We start from the raw sequence: 17,158 nt of genomic DNA on the forward strand, positions 1-17,158 counted from the left end.
GAACATGATTCCGGCCAGCTATAATTGCGGCCCTCAAGTACCCGCTGCCAAAGAGTTCCTACTCCATGTTCAACAAAGGATTGTTGCTGGCCTGCGCGCTGGCCTTGCTCAGTGCCTGTGACTCTTCCACGCCGGACAAACCGGCGCCGGCCGAGAAGCCGGCAGCCACCGCGGCCGCCGAGGCCCCCGCTGCCAAACGCGAAGACCCTGCTGTGCTCGCCAAGCGCTATGCAGGCCGCGAGCTGACTGTGCTCGACGTTTCCGAAGTGCAGCTCGACGGCGCCGCGACGCTGTCGATCAGCTTCTCTGCCCCGCTGGATGCCAAGCAGGACTTCGCCACCAAAGTGCACCTGGTCGATACCGTCAAAGGCAAACTCGATGGCGCCTGGGAGCTCTCCGACAACCAGATGGAGCTGCGCCTGCGCCACCTCGAACCCCAGCGCAAGCTGGTGCTGACCGTGGACAAAGGCCTGCTGGCGGTGAACGGCGAGCAACTGGCCAGTGAGTCGGTGACCCGCCTGGAAACCCGCGACATGCAGCCGACCATCGGCTTCGCCAGCCGCGGTTCGCTGCTGCCCACACGCCTGGCAGAGGGCCTGCCGGTGATCGCCCTGAACGTCGACAAGGTCGATGTCGAATTCTTCCGGGTCAAGCCGGAGATGCTCTCGAACTTCCTGGCCAGCTGGGGGCGCAACAGCAGCCTGTACTACTACCAGTCCAAGGAAACCCTGGACATGGCCGAACTGGTCTACAGTGGCCGCTTCGACCTGAACCCGGCACGCAACACGCGCGAGACCGTGCTGCTGCCCATCGCTGGCATCAAGCCGCTGCAGGCGCCTGGCGTGTACCTGGCGGTGATGCGTGCCTCCGGCACCTACGATTACTCGCAGCCGGCCACCCTGTTCACCCTCAGCGACATTGGTGTTTCCGCGCACCGCTACCGTGACCGCCTGGACGTGTTCGCCCAGGCGTTGGAAGGCGGCAAGGCCATGAGCGGCGTCAACCTGGAAATCCATGACGACAAGGGCAAGCTGCTGGCCCAGGCCGCCACCGATGGCAAGGGCCACGCCCAGTTGCCGATCACGCCCAAGGCCGACACCCTGATCGCCACCCAGGGTGTGCACACCACGCTGCTGCGCTTGAACACGGCCGCGCTGGACCTCGCCGAGTTCGACATCACCGGGCCCCAGGCCAACCCCTTGCAGTTGTTCATCTTCGGCCCGCGCGACCTGTATCGCCCAGGCGAAACGGTGCTGCTCAACGGCCTGCTGCGTGACCAGGACGGCAAGCCCGTCAAGGCCCAACCGGTGAACGTGGAAGTGCGCCGCCCGGATGAACAGGTCAGCCGCAAGTTCGTCTGGGAGGCCGATGCCAATGGCCTGTTCCAGTACCAGTTGCAGCTGGCCAGCGAGGCCCCGACCGGTCGCTGGCAACTGTTGCTCGACCTCGGCGGTGGGCGCCAGCAGGTCTACGAATTCCTGGTTGAAGACTTCCTGCCCGAGCGCCTTGCGCTGGAGCTCAAGGGCAGCAGCCAGCCACTGTCACCGGATGAAGACGCGCGCATCCAGGTCACTGGCCGTTACCTGTACGGCGCTCCGGCGGCCGGCAACCGCCTGAGTGGTCAAGCCTACGTGCGCCCCTTGCGCGAGGCGGTGCCGGCGTTGCCGGGTTACCAGTTCGGCTCGGTCACCGAAACCGAACTGAACCAGGACCTGGAGCTGGATGAAGTCACCCTCGACCAGGCGGGCAAGGCCGTGGTCGATATCGAAAGCCGCTGGGCCGAAGCCCGCTCGCCGTTGCAACTGACCGTGCAGGCCAGCTTGCAGGAGTCCGGCGGGCGGCCGATCACCCGGCGCCTGGAACAGCCGATCTGGCCGGGCGAGCGCCTGCCAGGCTTGCGCGGCCTGTTTGACGGTGAGGAAACCGATAGCGACGGGCCAGTGGAGTTCGAGGTACTGGTGGCCGACCACGACGGCAACAAGCTGGCGGCCAACGACCTCAAGGTGCGCCTGGTGCGTGAGCGCCGTGATTACTATTGGAACTACTCGCAAAGCGATGGCTGGAGCTATGCCTACAACGAGAAGTTCCTGACCCAGAGCGAAGAGACGGTCAGCGTCAAGGCCGGCTCCACGGCCAAGCTGAGCTTCCAGGTGGAATGGGGCCCTTACCGGGTCGAGGTGGAAGACCCGCACACCGGCCTGGTGTCCAGCGAGCGCTTCTGGGCCGGTTACCGTGCCCAGGACAACGCCGAAGGCGGTGCCGTACGCCCCGACCAGGTCAAACTGGCGCTGGACAAGCCGGCCTATGCTGATGGCGCTTTGGCCAAAGTCACCGTGACCCCGCCGGCTGCGGGCAGCGGTTACCTGATGATCGAGTCCAGTGACGGCCCGCTGTGGTGGGAGGAAATCGACGTGCCCGCCGAGGGCAAGACGTTCGACGTGCAACTGGACAAGGCCTGGGCCCGCCACGACCTGTACATCAGTGCGCTGGTAATCCGCCCTGGCGAGCGCAAGGCCAATGCCACGCCCAAGCGTTCGGTCGGTGTGCTGCACCTGCCGCTGGACCGCGCCGGCCGCAAGCTGGCGGTGAGCCTGCAAGCCCCTGAGAAAATGCGCCCCAAACAGCCGCTGACGGTGAACGTCAAGGCCGCCAACGCCGACGGTAGTGTGCCGCGGCAAGTGCATGTGCTGGTGTCGGCAGTGGACGTAGGTATTCTCAATATCACCGACTTCAAGACCCCTGACCCGTTCGCCAGCCTGTTCGGGCGCAAGGCCTACGGTGCCGACCAGCTGGACATCTACGGCCAGTTGATCGAGGCCGGGCAAGGCCGCCTGGCCAGCCTGGCATTCGGCGGTGACGCGGCCATGGCCAAGGGGGGCAAGCGCCCCAACACCACGGTGACCATCGTCGCCCAGCAAAGCGTGCCGGTTACCCTGGATGACAACGGCCAGGGTCAGGTAACGGTCGATATCCCCGACTTCAATGGTGAACTGCGCCTGATGGCCCAAGCCTGGACCGACGACCACTTCGGCATGGCCGAAGGCAAGACGGTAGTCGCTGCGTCACTGATCGCCGAGCTGTCGGCACCGCGTTTCCTCGCTGGCGGCGACCGCACCAACCTGGCCCTGGATTTGGCCAACTTGTCGGGCCGGGCCCAGCAGTTGCAGGTTGAAGTCAGCAGCGAAGGGCAACTGAGCCTGGCCGCCAATGCCTTGCATACCGTGGCCCTGGCCGAAGGCCAGCGCTCGACGCTGCTGATTCCAGTGCAGGCCCAGGGCGGCCTGGGGCAGGGCAAGGTCCGGGTGCGTGTCACCGGGTTGCAACTGCCCAACGAGCCAAGCACCGCCTTCGAGCGCGAGTGGGCGCTGGGCGTGCGCCCTGCCTATCCGGCGATGCTCAAGCACTACCGCGTGGCCTTGAAGGACCAGCCATGGACGCTGCCCGAAGCAGACCTGGCCGCCTTCGAACCGGCGGGCCTGGAAGCCAGCCTGGCCTTGTCGAGCCGGCCACCGCTCAACCTGGCCGAGCAGATCCGCGCGCTGGAGGCGTACCCGTACGGTTGCCTGGAGCAGACCACCAGTGGCCTTTACCCGTCGTTGTATGCCGATGCCCAAAGCCTCAAGCGCCTGGGCATCAAGGGTGAGCCGGCAGATGTGCGCAAGCGCAAGATCGAGATGGGCATCGAGCACCTGCTGGGCATGCAGCGCTACAACGGTAGCTTTGGCCTGTGGAGTTCGGACAGCGAGGAGGAATACTGGCTGACCGCCTATGTCACCGACTTCCTCCTGCGGGCCCGCGACCAAGGTTATGGGGTACCGGCCGAAGCGCTGAAGAAGGCCAGCGAGCGCCTGCTGCGCTACCTGCAGGAGCGCAACCTGATCGAGGTCGACTACAGCGAAAACGCCGAACATACCCGCTTCGCCGTGCAGGCCTATGCCGCGCTGGTGCTCGCGCGCAGCCAGCAAGCGCCGCTGGGCGCGTTGCGTGGTTTGTTCGAGCGCCGGGCCGATGCCCGCTCTGGGCTGCCGCTGGTACAGCTGGCGGTGGCACTGGACAAGATGGGCGACAAACCGCGTGCCCAGCAAGCCCTGCAAGCCGGGCTTGGCATCAGCCGCAGCAAAGGTTGGATGGCTGACTATGGCAGCCCGCTGCGTGATCAGGCGCTGATCCTGGCGCTGCTGCAGGAAAGCAACCTGGCCACCAACCAGGTCGACCAGCGTCTGTTTGCCCTGTCGGATGAACTGGCGGCCAACCGCTGGCTGTCGACCCAGGAGCGTAATGCCTTGTTCCTCGCCGGCCGTGGCCTGCTGGGCAAGCCCGAGGGCCAGTGGCAGGCGCGCCTGGACAGTGCCGGCGAAGTGCGCGAATTGAACAACGCCGAGTCTGGCATGAAGCTGGATGGCCCGCTGCTGGCCTCGCCGCTGAGCGTGCAGAATGAAGGCAGCGCGACCCTCTACCAGCAACTGACATTGTCTGGCTACCCGCGCCAGGCGCCTGCCGCCGGCGGTAACGGCATGCAGATCCGCCGCGAGTACCTGGGCATGAATGGCCAGCCACTGGACCTGCACAACCTGCGCAGTGGCGATCTGGTCCTGGTACACCTGGCGCTCAAGGCCCAGGACCGCGTGCCCGATGCGCTGGTAGTGGACCTGCTGCCGGCTGGCCTGGAGCTGGAGAACCAGAACCTGGCGCAAAGTGCCGCCAGCCTGGACAACGCCAGCACTGCGGTGAAGGAATGGCGCGAATCGATGCAGAACGCCAGCGTGGTGCATCAGGAGTACCGTGATGACCGTTATGTGGCGGCGCTCAAGCTCGACGGTTATGGCACCACGCACCTGTTGTACCTGGCGCGGGCGGTGACCCCGGGCACCTACCGCGTACCGCCGCCGCAGGTTGAGTCGATGTATCGGCCGAACCTGCAGGCGGTGGGTGATGGGCAAGGCGAGATGACGGTAAAAGCCCGCTAGGCTTGTGCTGCTGTTACCGGCCTCATGCTGGCAAGCCAGGTGCTGCACCTGGCTTCGATGCCGCTGCGGTCACCGTGGCAGCCGGCTTGCTGGCGATCGGGCCGCCGTGCGGCTTCCCGGGCGGCCCCCGGGAAGGCTCAGTGGATGACCCAGCTCATTACCCACAACCCCAGCACCAGCCAGATGATCCCAAGGATGATCGACGCACGCATGAATGCGCGGATGGCCGAGTACAGCAGCATCAGGCCGATGATCAGGGCCAGGATGCTGACCAGCGAGGTGTCCATGCCCAAGGTGCGCGCCAGGCCGTCGATGAAATTGCCACCGGCATTGGCCAGCAGGTTGAACAGCCCGCTCAATGCGTCGACGATGAAGCGAATCAACGATCCCAGTGCCTGGCCCAGCCACTCGAAAAAACCTTCTACATGCATAGTTGCTTCCTGATGAACGAGCCGGCGAGTTTGCCGTCCCAAAGCCTTTGGCCATTACCTGGCCAGGTCGGTTCCCGATGCCAAGCTTAGCGCGGCCACGCAGCCGTGCGGGCAGGTTGTTGCGCGCCGTGCTGCTCGGCCTGCTGTTGCTGGCTGGCCTGTTGTGGCTGGCAGACCGCATTTGGCCCCTGCCCATGCCGGGTGACGACCTGGCGCGGGTAGTGCTGGCCGAAGATGGCACACCGTTATGGCGGTTTGCCGATACTGATGGCGTGTGGCGTTACCCGGTCAGCCCTGATGAGGTTTCACCGCTGTATCTGCAGGCGTTGTTGACCTACGAAGACCGCTGGTTCTATCACCACCCCGGGGTCAACCCGCTGGCGCTGGCCCGTGCTGCCTGGCTGAACCTGCGCGGTGGGCGAGTGGTGTCGGGCGGCAGCACGCTGTCGATGCAGGTGGCCCGCCTGCTCGACCCGCACGACCGCACCCTGGCTGGCAAACTGCGCCAGCTGTGGCGCACGTTGCAACTGGAATGGCACCTGTCCAAGCGCGAGATCCTGCAAATCTACCTGAACCGCGCGCCGTTCGGCGGTACCTTGCAGGGGGTGGCCGCAGCCAGTTGGGCCTACCTGGGCAAGTCGCCGCGGCACCTGACCCCGGCCGAAGCCGCGTTGCTGGCGGTGTTGCCGCAGGCACCCAGCCGCCTGCGCCCCGACCGACACCCCGAGCGGGCACAGCGCGCACGCGACAAGGTACTGCAGCGCCTGGCGGAGTATCAGGTGTGGCCGGCACGGCAAATTCGTGAAGCTGCCGAAGAACCGCTGGTGCTGGCCCCACGGCAAGAGCCAGCGCTGGCGCCATTGCTGGCGCGGCGCTTGAACAGCGCCAACAGCCCACCGCTGATCCGCACCACGCTCGATGCGGCCTTGCAACGGCGCCTCGAAGACTTGCTGCTGAGCTGGCGCGCACGGCTGCCAGAGCGCACCTCTGCCGCCATTCTGGTGGTCGAAGCACAGACCATGGCCGTGCGTGCCTACCTGGGGTCGATCGACCTGGCCGACGAGCGCCGCTTTGGCCATGTCGACATGGTGCGTTCGCTGCGCTCGCCCGGCTCTACGCTCAAGCCTTTCCTGTACGGCATGGCATTGGACGACGGCCTGATCCATTCCGAATCGCTGCTGCAGGATGTACCGCGACGCTACGGCGACTACCGGCCCGGCAATTTCTCCATGGGTTTCAGCGGCCCGGTGTCGGCCAGCTCGGCGTTGGCGCTGTCGCTGAACCTGCCGGCAGTGCAGCTGCTGGAAGCCTACGGCCCCAAGCGCTTTGCCGCGCAACTGCGTATGGCGGGTATGCCACTGGCACTGCCGCCTTTGGCAGAGCCCAACCTGTCGCTGATCCTGGGCGGCGCCGGCAGCCGCCTGGAAGACCTGGTTGGCGGCTACGCGGCGTTTGCCCGGGGCGGCAACAGCGCGCAGGTACGCCTGCAACCGCAGGACCCGCTGCTCGAGCGGCGTCTGTTGTCGCCGGGTGCAGCGTGGATCGTGCGGCGTATTCTCAGCGGCCAGGCACGCCCCGACCGCGACCCGCATGCCGAACTGGTGCAGCGCCCGCAACTGGCCTGGAAGACCGGCACCAGCTATGGCTTTCGCGATGCCTGGTCGATTGGCGTGGGCCCGCGCTACTTGATTGGTGTGTGGATCGGTCGCCCAGACGGTACGCCGGTAGCCGGGCAGTTCGGCCTGGCGTCGGCCGCCCCCCTGATGTTGCAGGTGCACGACCTGTTGAGCAATCGCGACAGCCAGCGGGGTATCAGCGTGCCAGTCTTGCCGGTGCCCGCCAGTGTCGGCGTGGCCGCGATCTGTTGGCCGCTTGGCCAGCCCATGGCCAGGCAGGACAGTAACTGCCGGCGCCAGCGGTTTGCCTGGACCTTGGACGGCACCACGCCGCCAACCTTGCAGGCCGCCGACCAGCCGCTGGGCCTGGGCTTGCGCGAGACGGTGTGGGTCAACCCGCATGGCTTGCGTGTGGATGGGAGTTGCCCAGGCGCCACGGCCCGCGATATTGCCCTGTGGCCGGCACCGCTGGAGCCTTGGCTACCGCGGATGGAGCGGCGTGCCGCACGGTTGCCGGCCATCGACCCAAACTGCCCGCCACAGGTACCGGCCAGCGCACCACCGCTGTCGATCGTGGGGGTGCGCCCGGGCGACAATCTGCGCCGGCCGGCCACCAGCAGCGAGCCTTTGCAGTTGCATGTTTCGGCCCTGGGGGGCGGCGGCCGGCGTTGGTGGTTCCTCAATGGCCAGCCGCTGGGGGAGACCCAGGGGCAGGACAGCCTGCTGCTGCGTTTGCCCCAGGTTGGCCAGGCCGAACTCAGCGCCCTGGATGAAAGCGGTGAGACTGCCCGGGTGGCGTTTCAGGTCAGTGAGTAGGTGCCCGAGCGCAATGTGGAGCGGTAATACGCCCCGGGTACAGCAGGCCGCCGGTCAGTGAGTAGTGAAGCGTTGATGCACTGGCGATGAGCTGGGCGTCAGCGCCAGCGCCAATTGGGTACGGTTATGCATATGCGTCAACCGCAGCACCTGCGACACGTACAGTTTGACGGTGTTCTCGGTGATCCCCAGTTCACAGGCAATCTGGTAATTGGTCTTGCCCTTGCTCACCAGCCGCGCGACCTCCAACTGGCGGGGCGACAGTTTCTCGAACGCTGCGGGTAGCTCGCTCTCGCTTTCATCAGCATCCGTGGCACGCCGATGGGCGCCTTGGCCGCGGGCTTTCTCCAGCTCCTGATACAGCTCGTCCACAGACTCGGCCAACTCTTGCAAACGCTGGTTCAAGCCGCCCAGGTTGCGGAGGTTGCGCTGGCGCTCGAGCAAGGCCTGCTCCTGCTGGCGCACACCTTCGAGCAGTTCCTCAAGGTCCATGGGTTTCTGGTAATAGTCGGCAAAACCTGCGCGCAGGGCGCGGATCACGTCCTGTTTTTCCCCCCGGCCGGTCAGCATGATGGCCTCGAACATGCGTTGGCTGCCGTCGATCTCCTTCAAGGCGCGCACCAGCTCGATGCCGTCCCGTTCGGGCATTTCGAGGTCGCAGATGATGAGGCCGACTGCGGGGTCCGACGTATACCGCTCTATGGCTTCGTCGGTGGAATAGGCGGGTATGCAGGTGTAACCCGCGGTTTCAAGGTATTCACATAGCTGCTCGACAATGACCGGTTGGTCGTCGACCACCAATACCTTCACTTCACTCACTGGTCTGGACACGATCAACTCCCTGTTCGTATACGGCCCTGCTCCCGGGCCAGACGCTCTGGCAATGTAAAAAGTAGTCGCACACGGCGATTCTGTACAAACCCTGTACACATTGTCCGACCACAGGCATCGCTATTGGATCCATACGGCTGTCAGCAGAAAGCCGGTGAGCACATAGGGGACGAACGCCTGCTTGTCGCCCATTTCTTCGGTCAGGGCTTGCAGGCGCTTCTTGATCTTGGGGTTGAGCAGCAGCCATAGACGCCGACGGGCCAGCAGCCAGACCAGCACGCTGACCCCAGCGCCAATGAACGTGCCAAGCACGTATTGCGTGCCGCTGGCCAAGGCCAGGGCGCCCATCAGCTTGACATCATCGGCGCCGAAGTGGCCGTACATATAGCCGGGCAGGGTCAACAGCATGACGATGGCCAGCGCCCATCCGGCATCGCTGGCATCGGCCCCCATCCAGCTATGGCCAGTGGCGAACAGCCAGAGCAGGGCACAGCTGGCCACACCCAGGGTGAGCAGGTTGGAGATCTGGCGTTGACGCACATCCTGTTCGGAGCACAAGGCAAGCCACAGCAGCAGAACAATGCTTTGCATTGGCAGGTCGCCCTTCCTAAAAGTTGAACACTTCTACCCGGTCAGTCAGGTTTCCTTGACAGAAGATAGACCGGAACGTGCGCACGAGTAGGCCTTGCAACCGAAAAAGGCGTGGTCGGAACGGATTTTGTCGTAGCTGTCACCGGGGGCTGCGCTTGAGCCCCTGGCTGCTTTTGAAGGTTATTTCCGGCTACCCGGCGGGTAATTGCCCAGCACCTTGGCCACGGTGTTTTGAATGGCGCTGTTACGCTCTTCAGGGCCCGGTGGGTAGTTGTTCATGATCTGCTCGGCACTGCCGCGCCAGACCAGCTTGCCGTCACGGCCATCGAAAAGGTCGACCTGAATGGTGGCCACCTTGTAATCGACGCTGCGGGTTTCGTTGTACATGGGGCCACCCCAGTACCCGCCCCAATAACCACCCCAGCCCCCGCCGTAATTGGTGGTGATCTGTTGCTGGCGCTGCTCGACGATCAGGTAGGTGCGTACGGTCAGGTCTGGCCGCGCGCCGCCCTGCACCGGGCGCAGGCCGCGCTGGTCGAGCTGCTCGGCCACTGCCGTACGGATGCGCTGCTCGGTCAGGTCGCTCTTGATGCGAGGGTCATCCGGGCGGTACTGCAAACCTGGCTCCTGCCATGCCCAGCTGCGGTAGGCGGCAAAGTCGCGGCTGGCATCGAAATCCTGCTGAACGTTAGTGCTCGAGCAGGCTGCCAATACCAGCGCGAATGACAGTAGAACGAGACGGCGCAACATGATGGTTCTCCGTTGGCTATTAACTGGGAGGATAGCCGCTGAGCGCCTTGTGCACAGCATCGCGCACGGCGTTTTCGCGTTCGCGTGGCGAGTCCTTGTCGCTGCCGCTTTCGGCGCTGGCGCTCCATACCGGTTGGCCGGTACGCGCGTCGTAGAGGTCGATGCGCACCACCATCACCTGCACCTCGTAGGTACGCACCACTGGCACGCTGGCATAGCCGCCGTAGCCATGGCGGTAACCGCCATAGCCCACGCTGCCGTAGGGGTAAGGGTCATAGGTGTCGTAATCGCGCACTTGCCGCAAGCGCCTTTCCAAGCGCATGTCGGCGCTTACCAGCAAGTCGCCGGGGCCGCCCCGCGCCGGGCGCAGGCCATGCTGGTCGAGGGCACCACCAACGGCATCGGCCAGGGGCGCCGGGTCGGCCCCCGCCGAGCCACTGGGCAACCGGCCGTTACGCCAGCTCCAGCTGCGGTAGCGCCCATAGTCCCGTGCCGGTGCCGGGTAGGCGCTGGCATCGAAGGTAGCGGCCGCCTGGGCCGGCGCCGGGGGCAACGGCCGGCTGCTGGCAACATACGGATTGGGGCTCTGGCAGCCAGCCAGGGCCAGCGGCAGCAGGGCCAGGTACAACAGACGGTATGGCATGTATTCCTCCCGGCAGGCCGCTCAGCGAGGGCGGCAAACCCAGTGCAGGTAGCGGCCGAGCCCGGCGAACCCAGGGTGGCGGCGGTAGGCCAGCTCCATCTCCAGCAGGTCGAGCAGTTCGGCCTTGGCCTGGAACTCCTTGGGCATGTAGTCGTGGAACACCCGCACACCGCTTTCACTTTGCACCTGCCACAAGGGTTCAAGGTGCGCCTTAAGCTCGCGTGGATCAAGCGGTTTCTGTGGCGTCAGGCTCTGCTTTTCACCTTCCAGGCGGTTGCTGCGCAGCTTGCGGAAATGGCCTTTGAGCAAGTTGCGGTAGACCAGGGCGTCGCGGTTGTAGAACGCCAGCGACAACCAGCCACCCGTGGCGGTGAGCTGGTGCAGCACGGGCAGGATGCTCTCGGGTTCGGCCAGCCATTCCAGCACAGCGTGGCACAGCACCAGGTCGTAGGGCTCGTTCAATTGGCCGAGCAGGTCTTGCCAGGGGGCCTGGACGAAGGTGGCCGTCTGGCCGGCTTCGGCAAAACGGGCCCGGGCGCCGTCGAGCATGGGTGCAGCCGGTTCTGCCAGGGTCACCTGGTGGCCACGTTCGGCCAGCCACAAGGCCATGTGACCCAGGCCGGCGCCGATATCCAGAACACGCAACGGGCGATCAGGCAGCGCCTCGGCCAGGTCGGCCTGCAAGACGGCCAGGCGGATCGCGCCCTTGGCGCCGCCGTAGATCTTTTCCGCGAAGCGGGTGGCCAGTTCATCGAAATGACGGTCGTTCATCGAGCGAAACGCCTCTCGCTGTCGGCCAGCTTGGCACGCACCACCTGGTCCATGTCCAGGCCCAGCTCACTGCACAACAGCAGCAGGTAGAGCACCACGTCACCGACTTCCTGCCCGGCGTGGGCCAATTTGTCGGCAGGCAGCTGGCGCGATTCGTCTTCGCTCAGCCACTGGAAAATCTCGACCAGCTCGGCCATTTCGACGCTGGCGGCCATGGCCAGGTTCTTCGGGCTGTGAAAGCCACGCCAGTCGTTGTTGTCACGGATCTGGTGCAGGCGTTGGGTAAGCTCTTGCAGGTTCATCGGGGGTCTCCAAATGCTGCATAGCTTCTGCCCTGGCCCGATGCAAAGCAAGGGGCCGCCGCGTTGCGGCCCCAGGGCCCGGCAATGAGCCCTAGAGCTGATCCCAGCGGCCGAGCATATGTCGTATGCCCCCATGCCCATCCAGCCGCAGCACCCCTGCAGGCCCCGCCTCGCTGGCACTGAGCACCACTTCGGAGGGCAACCTGACCGGCTTGCGGAAAGCCACCTCAAAGGCATAGCCGCTGTGCGGCAGGTGCCCGCGCAATGCGGCCAGTGCCATGGCCTTTGTCCACATGCCATGGGCAATGGCCGTGGGAAAGCCGAACAACCGTGCACTGACCGCACTCAGGTGGATAGGGTTGTAGTCCCCGCACACCTTGGCATAACGCCGGCCGATGTCACTGTCGGCATACCAGCGGGTGGCCTCGGGCAAGCAAGGCGGTTCGTCGTCGGCATGCCCGCCGGCCTGGCCATCCAGCTTCAGCCCACGTACCAGCATGCGGCTGGTTTCACGCCAGAGCACGCCGATGCCATCTTCGGCTTCGGTCACCAGGTCGAAGGTGCCACCTTTGTCATGCGCCTGCAGGTTGTGCGCATACACCGCAAAGCGCAGCCCTTCGATAGCGCCCAGTGGCCGCAGCACTTCGATGCGATTTTGCAGGTGCACCAGCCCCAGCAGCGGGAAGGGAAAGTCACGGGCGGTCATCAGCTGCAATTGCAGCGCAAAAGCCATGACGTGTGGATAAGTAGCCGGCAGGCGGCCATCGTCGGGGAAGTGGCAAAGCCGCCGATAGGCGTCCAGGTTGGCCGGCTCAACCTGGATGAAGCAGAGCAGGCCATCGTCGGGCAGGTGCTCACCGCTGATCGTGCGCTTGCTGGCGGCACGCAGGTACAGGCTGGGGCGGGCAGCCGGGCTATGCAGGTCGTGCCATTGTCGGCTCATGGTCAGGCCCCCATCAGTGCCTGGCCGCAAACACGCAGCACCTGGCCGTTGACCGCCCCCGAGCCCGGCTGGCTGAGCCAGGCAATGGCCTCGGCCACGTCCTGCGGGCGACCGCCCTGGCCTAGCGAACTCAAGCGTCGCCCGGCTTCGCGCAGGCCCATGGGCATGGTTGCGGTCATGTGGGTTTCGATGAAGCCGGGGGCTACGGCGTTGATGCTCGCGCCCCGCTCGGCGAGCCTCGGCGCCCAGGCCTGGGCCAGGCCGATCAGCCCGGCCTTGCTGGCGGCATAGTTGGCCTGGCCGCGGTTGCCGGCAATGCCGCTGACCGAGGCTAACAAGGTTATGCGCGCATGTTCACCCAACGCGCCACCGTCAAACAGCGCCTGGGTCAGCACCTGTGGCGCCTGCAGGTTGACCGCGAGCACGGCGTCCCAATAGTCCGGGGTCATGTTGGCCAGGGTCTTGTCGCGCGTGATGCCAGCATTGTGCACAACGATGTCTATGGCGTCGGGCAGGGCAGCCAGCAGTTGTGAGGCGGCATCGCTGGCGCAGATGTCCAGCGCCAGGGCCTTGCCGCCAAGTCGGGCAGCGAGTGCGTCGAGTTCGCGGCTGGCCTGTGGCACATCCAGCAGCAGAACGTCGGCACCGTCACGTGCCAAGGTTTGCGCGATGGCCGTACCGATACCGCGCGCGGCGCCGGTAACCAGTGCACGGCGGCCAGCCAACGGGCGGGTCCAGTCCTCGACCTGGCTGGCGCAGGCTCCAAGGCGCAGCACCTGGCCGGAGATGAACGCGCTCTTGGGCGAGAGGAAGAAGCGCAAGGCACCTTCCAGTTGGTCTTCAGCGCCGGGGCCGACGTACAGCAACTGAGCGGTTGCGCCATTGCGCAGTTCCTTGGCCAGCGAGCGGCTGAAGCCCTCCAGGGCGCGCTGGGCGATACTGGCCAGCGGGTTGTCGAGGCTTTCCGGTGGCCGGCCCAGCAGCACGATGTGGGCGCACGGGCCCAGGCTGCGCAGCAGCGGCTGGAAAAATTCGCGCAACTGCTTCAGCTCATCGCTGTCGGACAAGTGACTGGCGTCGAACACCACGGCTTTGATTTTCGGCCCCAGGCCAGCGACCCAAGGCTCGCCCTGCAGGTGGTCGGCATTGAAACGGTATATGTTATCGGTCAGGCGCGCGGCGAAGGCTTCGACCTGGCCTGCCAGGGGGCCGCCGCCCAGCACCAGCGCCCCCTCCACCGGGCGCAGGCGGCCAGCCTGCCAGCGCTCCAGAGGCGCAGGGCGTGGCAGGCCCAGGGCATCCACCAAGCGGCGGCCAAGGTTGGAGTTGGCAAAACCGAGGTAGCGATCGCTCATGAGTAGGTCTCCGCAAAGGCAAGCTTGAAAGTGTGGACCAAGTTTGTGGCATGGTCGTTCGACCAGGGTAAGAACACCCAGGCAGTACGGTTCAATTTGTTTCAGGAGGAACAGGCATATGCGTTCACTTCGCCGGGTCGCGATCTTGGGCGGCAACCGAATTCCCTTTGCCCGCTCCAATGGGGCCTACGCCACCGCCAGCAACCAGGCGATGCTGACCGCGGCCCTCGAAGGGCTGATCGAGCGCTATCGCCTGCATGGGCTGCGCTTGGGTGAGGTGGTCGCTGGCGCGGTGCTCAAGCAGTCCCGCGACATGAACCTGACCCGCGAATGTGTGCTGGGTTCGCGGCTTTCGCCGCAAACCCCTGCCTACGACCTCCAGCAAGCTTGCGGCACCGGCCTGGAGGCGGCGCTGCTGGTGGCCAACAAGATTGCGCTGGGGCAGATCGACAGCGGCATTGCCGGTGGCGTGGACACCACGTCGGATGCGCCGATTGCGGTCAACGAAGGCCTGCGTCATATCCTGCTGCAGGCCAACCGTGGCAAAAACCTGGGCGAACGGCTCAAGCCTTTTCTGCAGTTGCGCCCGCACCATCTGCGCCCTGAGTTGCCACGCAACGGCGAGCCGCGCACCGGGTTGTCGATGGGCGAGCATTGCGAACGCATGGCCCAGGCCTGGAAGATTGGCCGGGCTGCCCAGGACGAGTTGGCGTTGCTCAGCCACCAGCGGCTGGCGGCTGCCTATGCCGAAGGTTGGCACGATGACCTGCTGACACCATTTCTGTCGCTGATGCGCGACAACAACCTGCGCGCGGACCTGACACTGGAGCAGTTGGCCAAGCTCAAGCCGGCCTTCGACCGCAGTGGCCAGGGTACGTTGACGGCAGGCAATTCCACGCCCTTGACCGATGGTGCGTCGCTGGTGCTGCTGGCCAGTGAAGAGTGGGCCGCGCAACAGGGGTTACCGGTGCTGGCCTACCTGGTCGATGGTGAAACCGCAGCAGTGGACTTCGTCACTGGCCGCGAGGGGCTGCTGATGGCACCGGCGTATGCAGTGCCACGCTTGCTGGCACGCAATGGCCTGACCTTGCAGGACTTTGACTACTACGAAATCCACGAAGCCTTTGCGGCCCAGGTGTTGTGTACGCTCAAGGCCTGGGAAGACGCTGGGTACTGCCGTGAGCGGCTGGGGCTGGATGCGCCGTTGGGGGCCATCGACCGCAGCAAGCTCAACGTCAAGGGCAGTTCGCTGGCTGCCGGGCACCCGTTTGCCGCGACCGGCGGGCGAATACTGGCCAACCTGGCGAAATTGCTGGCAACGGCAGGGAAGGGGCGCGGCTTGATTTCCATTTGTGCGGCGGGCGGGCAAGGGGTCACGGTCATCGTCGAGCGGTGAAGAACCGCCGTCTGTTTGGCAGGCATGCCCGCGCGGCAGGCGGCAGATATCCCGCAGGCGTTGATCGTAACTGTTAGGCTTGTCTGGTCAGCACTAACAGAAGCCGCCATGCCGATCATCGGACAACCCCGTCCCATTCCTGAACTCAAGCAGTTGCCCAGGCCACTGTACGCACGTGCCGAAAGCCTGGGCGCCGGTTCCTGGACCACACGCCACCAGCACGACTGGGTACAGTTCTCCTACGCTATCAGCGGCGTGCTGGGTGTTTACACCGACGCAGGCAGCTACTTTGCGCCACCGCAGTGGGGGGTGTGGATCCCGGCTGACGCCGAGCATGCGGTGGTGACCTCGATGCAGGCCGAGATGCGCAGCCTGTATGTACGCCGGGACGCCTGCCCCTGGGCTGCCCCGCAGTGTCGGGTATTGGAGGTGACGCCGCTGGCGCGTGAGTTGATCAAGCAGTTCTGCCTGTACCCAGCCGATTACCCTGAGGGCGATAGTGCTCAGGCGCGGCTGGTGGCGGTGCTGCTCGACCAGTTACGAACCCTGCCGGAAGTCGGCTTTTCCTTGCCGTTGCCGCGCCACCCGGGTTTGCTGGCGCTGTGCAATGGCTTGATCGCCGCACCCGACCAGGCGCAGACCTTGCAGCAATGGGCGCGGCAGCTGGGGTGTTCCGAAAAAACGCTGATGCGCCTGTTCCAGCGTGAAACCGGCTTGAGCTTTCGCAACTGGCGCCAGCGCATGCGCTTGCTGTCGTCGCTGGCCTTGCTGGAGGCGGGGGAGAGCGTGACCGAGGCGGCGCTGGGTTGTGGGTATGATTCCACTTCCGCGTACATTGCGGCGTTCAAGCAGCTGTTTGGGGCAACGCCGGGGGAGTTGAGGCTCTGACCAGGGGTTGCCGGTGCTGGCCTATGTGTAGCTGAAGCCGCCCCGGTACGGGGCGGCCTGCACCGGCGCCTTGTCAGGTGCGGAACCTGCGCACCAGTACGTCCAGTTCATTGGACAACCCGGCCAGGCTTTCCGAATCCTGGCGTGCTGCCTGGGCCAATTCGGCCACCAACTGCGCATCCCCATGAATCTGGCTGATGTGGCGGTTGATATCTTCGGCTACCTGGTGCTGTTCCTCGGCTGCGGTTGCAATCTGCGTGTTCATGTCACGGATCACGTCCACCGACTCGCGGATCTGCCCGAAACTGTCGCGGGCCAGGCCGATACGGCTGACCGACTGCTGCGAAACTTCCAGGCTGGCGTGCATCTGTGCAGCCACCTCGGAGGTGCGGTTGGCCAGGTTGCCCAGCAAACCGTCGATTTCTGCGGTGGAGTCGGCCGTGCGCTTGGCCAGCGCCCGCACTTCATCGGCTACCACGGCAAAGCCACGGCCTTGCTCGCCGGCCCGCGCGGCCTCGATGGCGGCGTTCAGGGCCAGCAGGTTGGTCTGCTCGGCAATCGAGCGAATGGTGCCGAGGATCGACTGGATGGCATTGCTGTCACGCTCCAGTTGCTGGATCGACTGCGCCGACTGCTCGATTTCCTGGCTCAGGCGGTCAACGCTGTGGACCGCCGCATCGATCTGCTGCTGACCTTCACGGGCCTGTTGCTGGCCGCTGTCCGCAGACTGGGCCGCCTGGCTGCACGAGCGCGCCACTTCGTTGGCGGTGGCAACCATCTCGTGGAAGGCGGTGGACACCATGTCCACGGCCTCGCGCTGGCGGCCGGCCGCTTCGGCCATGTTGCTGGACACCTGGG

Annotated in this window: 14 protein-coding genes; 4 read left to right on the forward strand and 10 right to left on the reverse strand. The window is 65.3% G+C overall.

The window, feature by feature from the left end; all coding sequences use genetic code 11:
• The first annotated feature begins 65 nt into the window (after positions 1-65).
• The gene (locus tag AACG97_RS03330) at positions 66-4,967 is read left to right on the forward strand and encodes an alpha-2-macroglobulin family protein (protein WP_225786140.1); all 4,902 of its coding nucleotides are present in this window, start codon (positions 66-68) and stop codon (positions 4,965-4,967) included.
• Between the two features lie 137 nt (positions 4,968-5,104).
• Here AACG97_RS03330 and AACG97_RS03335 read toward each other — a convergent pair whose 3' ends face one another.
• Positions 5,105-5,398: a hypothetical protein gene (locus AACG97_RS03335; RefSeq protein WP_009685776.1), complete on the reverse strand. Its 294-nt coding sequence runs from the start codon at positions 5,396-5,398 to the stop codon at positions 5,105-5,107.
• Positions 5,399-5,475: 77 nt separating this feature from the next.
• Between AACG97_RS03335 and pbpC the strand changes: the two genes are divergently transcribed.
• Positions 5,476-7,830 (forward strand): peptidoglycan glycosyltransferase PbpC, encoded by a 2,355-nt coding sequence (pbpC, locus tag AACG97_RS03340; RefSeq protein WP_009685777.1) that lies wholly within the window; start codon positions 5,476-5,478, stop codon positions 7,828-7,830.
• A 54-nt stretch (positions 7,831-7,884) separates the two neighbouring features.
• Here pbpC and AACG97_RS03345 read toward each other — a convergent pair whose 3' ends face one another.
• The 8 genes from AACG97_RS03345 to AACG97_RS03380 form a co-directional block, all read right to left on the reverse strand.
• The gene (locus tag AACG97_RS03345) at positions 7,885-8,661 is read right to left on the reverse strand and encodes a response regulator transcription factor (protein ID WP_033690964.1); all 777 of its coding nucleotides are present in this window, start codon (positions 8,659-8,661) and stop codon (positions 7,885-7,887) included.
• A gap of 120 nt (positions 8,662-8,781) precedes the next feature.
• Positions 8,782-9,252, reverse strand: coding sequence for a prepilin peptidase (locus tag AACG97_RS03350; protein ID WP_009685779.1), 471 nt, complete (start codon positions 9,250-9,252; stop codon positions 8,782-8,784).
• 180 nt (positions 9,253-9,432) lie between these two features.
• Positions 9,433-10,002 carry a DUF4136 domain-containing protein gene (locus AACG97_RS03355; RefSeq protein ID WP_047149811.1) on the reverse strand — a complete coding sequence of 190 codons (570 nt, stop codon included), beginning with the start codon at positions 10,000-10,002 and terminating at the stop codon, positions 9,433-9,435.
• A 19-nt stretch (positions 10,003-10,021) separates the two neighbouring features.
• Positions 10,022-10,645 carry a DUF4136 domain-containing protein gene (locus AACG97_RS03360; RefSeq protein ID WP_047149812.1) on the reverse strand — a complete coding sequence of 208 codons (624 nt, stop codon included), beginning with the start codon at positions 10,643-10,645 and terminating at the stop codon, positions 10,022-10,024.
• A gap of 21 nt (positions 10,646-10,666) precedes the next feature.
• Positions 10,667-11,416: a methyltransferase domain-containing protein gene (locus AACG97_RS03365; RefSeq protein ID WP_009685783.1), complete on the reverse strand. Its 750-nt coding sequence runs from the start codon at positions 11,414-11,416 to the stop codon at positions 10,667-10,669.
• Positions 11,413-11,718 carry a MazG-like family protein gene (locus AACG97_RS03370; RefSeq protein WP_009685784.1) on the reverse strand — a complete coding sequence of 102 codons (306 nt, stop codon included), beginning with the start codon at positions 11,716-11,718 and terminating at the stop codon, positions 11,413-11,415. Before AACG97_RS03370 ends, AACG97_RS03365 begins: the two co-directional genes overlap by 4 nt.
• Before the next feature lie 91 nt (positions 11,719-11,809).
• On the reverse strand, positions 11,810-12,661 hold the full coding sequence (locus AACG97_RS03375) for a MaoC family dehydratase (RefSeq protein WP_225786139.1): 852 nt from the start codon (positions 12,659-12,661) through the stop codon (positions 11,810-11,812).
• 2 nt (positions 12,662-12,663) lie between these two features.
• The gene (locus AACG97_RS03380) at positions 12,664-14,016 is read right to left on the reverse strand and encodes a 3-oxoacyl-ACP reductase (protein WP_197885308.1); all 1,353 of its coding nucleotides are present in this window, start codon (positions 14,014-14,016) and stop codon (positions 12,664-12,666) included.
• A gap of 118 nt (positions 14,017-14,134) precedes the next feature.
• Here AACG97_RS03380 and AACG97_RS03385 point away from each other — a divergent pair, with 118 nt between their 5' ends.
• Both AACG97_RS03385 and AACG97_RS03390 read left to right on the forward strand, forming a co-directional pair.
• Entirely contained in the window at positions 14,135-15,412 is a 1,278-nt protein-coding gene (locus AACG97_RS03385) for an acetyl-CoA C-acetyltransferase (protein ID WP_047149813.1), read from the forward strand.
• A gap of 108 nt (positions 15,413-15,520) precedes the next feature.
• Entirely contained in the window at positions 15,521-16,300 is a 780-nt protein-coding gene (locus AACG97_RS03390; protein ID WP_009685789.1) for an AraC family transcriptional regulator, read from the forward strand.
• A 73-nt stretch (positions 16,301-16,373) separates the two neighbouring features.
• Here AACG97_RS03390 and AACG97_RS27955 read toward each other — a convergent pair whose 3' ends face one another.
• Positions 16,374-17,141, reverse strand: coding sequence for a methyl-accepting chemotaxis protein (locus AACG97_RS27955; protein WP_370593767.1), 768 nt, complete (start codon positions 17,139-17,141; stop codon positions 16,374-16,376).
• Positions 17,142-17,158: the final 17 nt, after the last annotated feature.

The sequence above is a fragment of the Pseudomonas sp. Nvir genome (genome assembly GCF_963778085.1).
Taxonomy (GTDB): domain Bacteria; phylum Pseudomonadota; class Gammaproteobacteria; order Pseudomonadales; family Pseudomonadaceae; genus Aquipseudomonas; species Aquipseudomonas juntendi.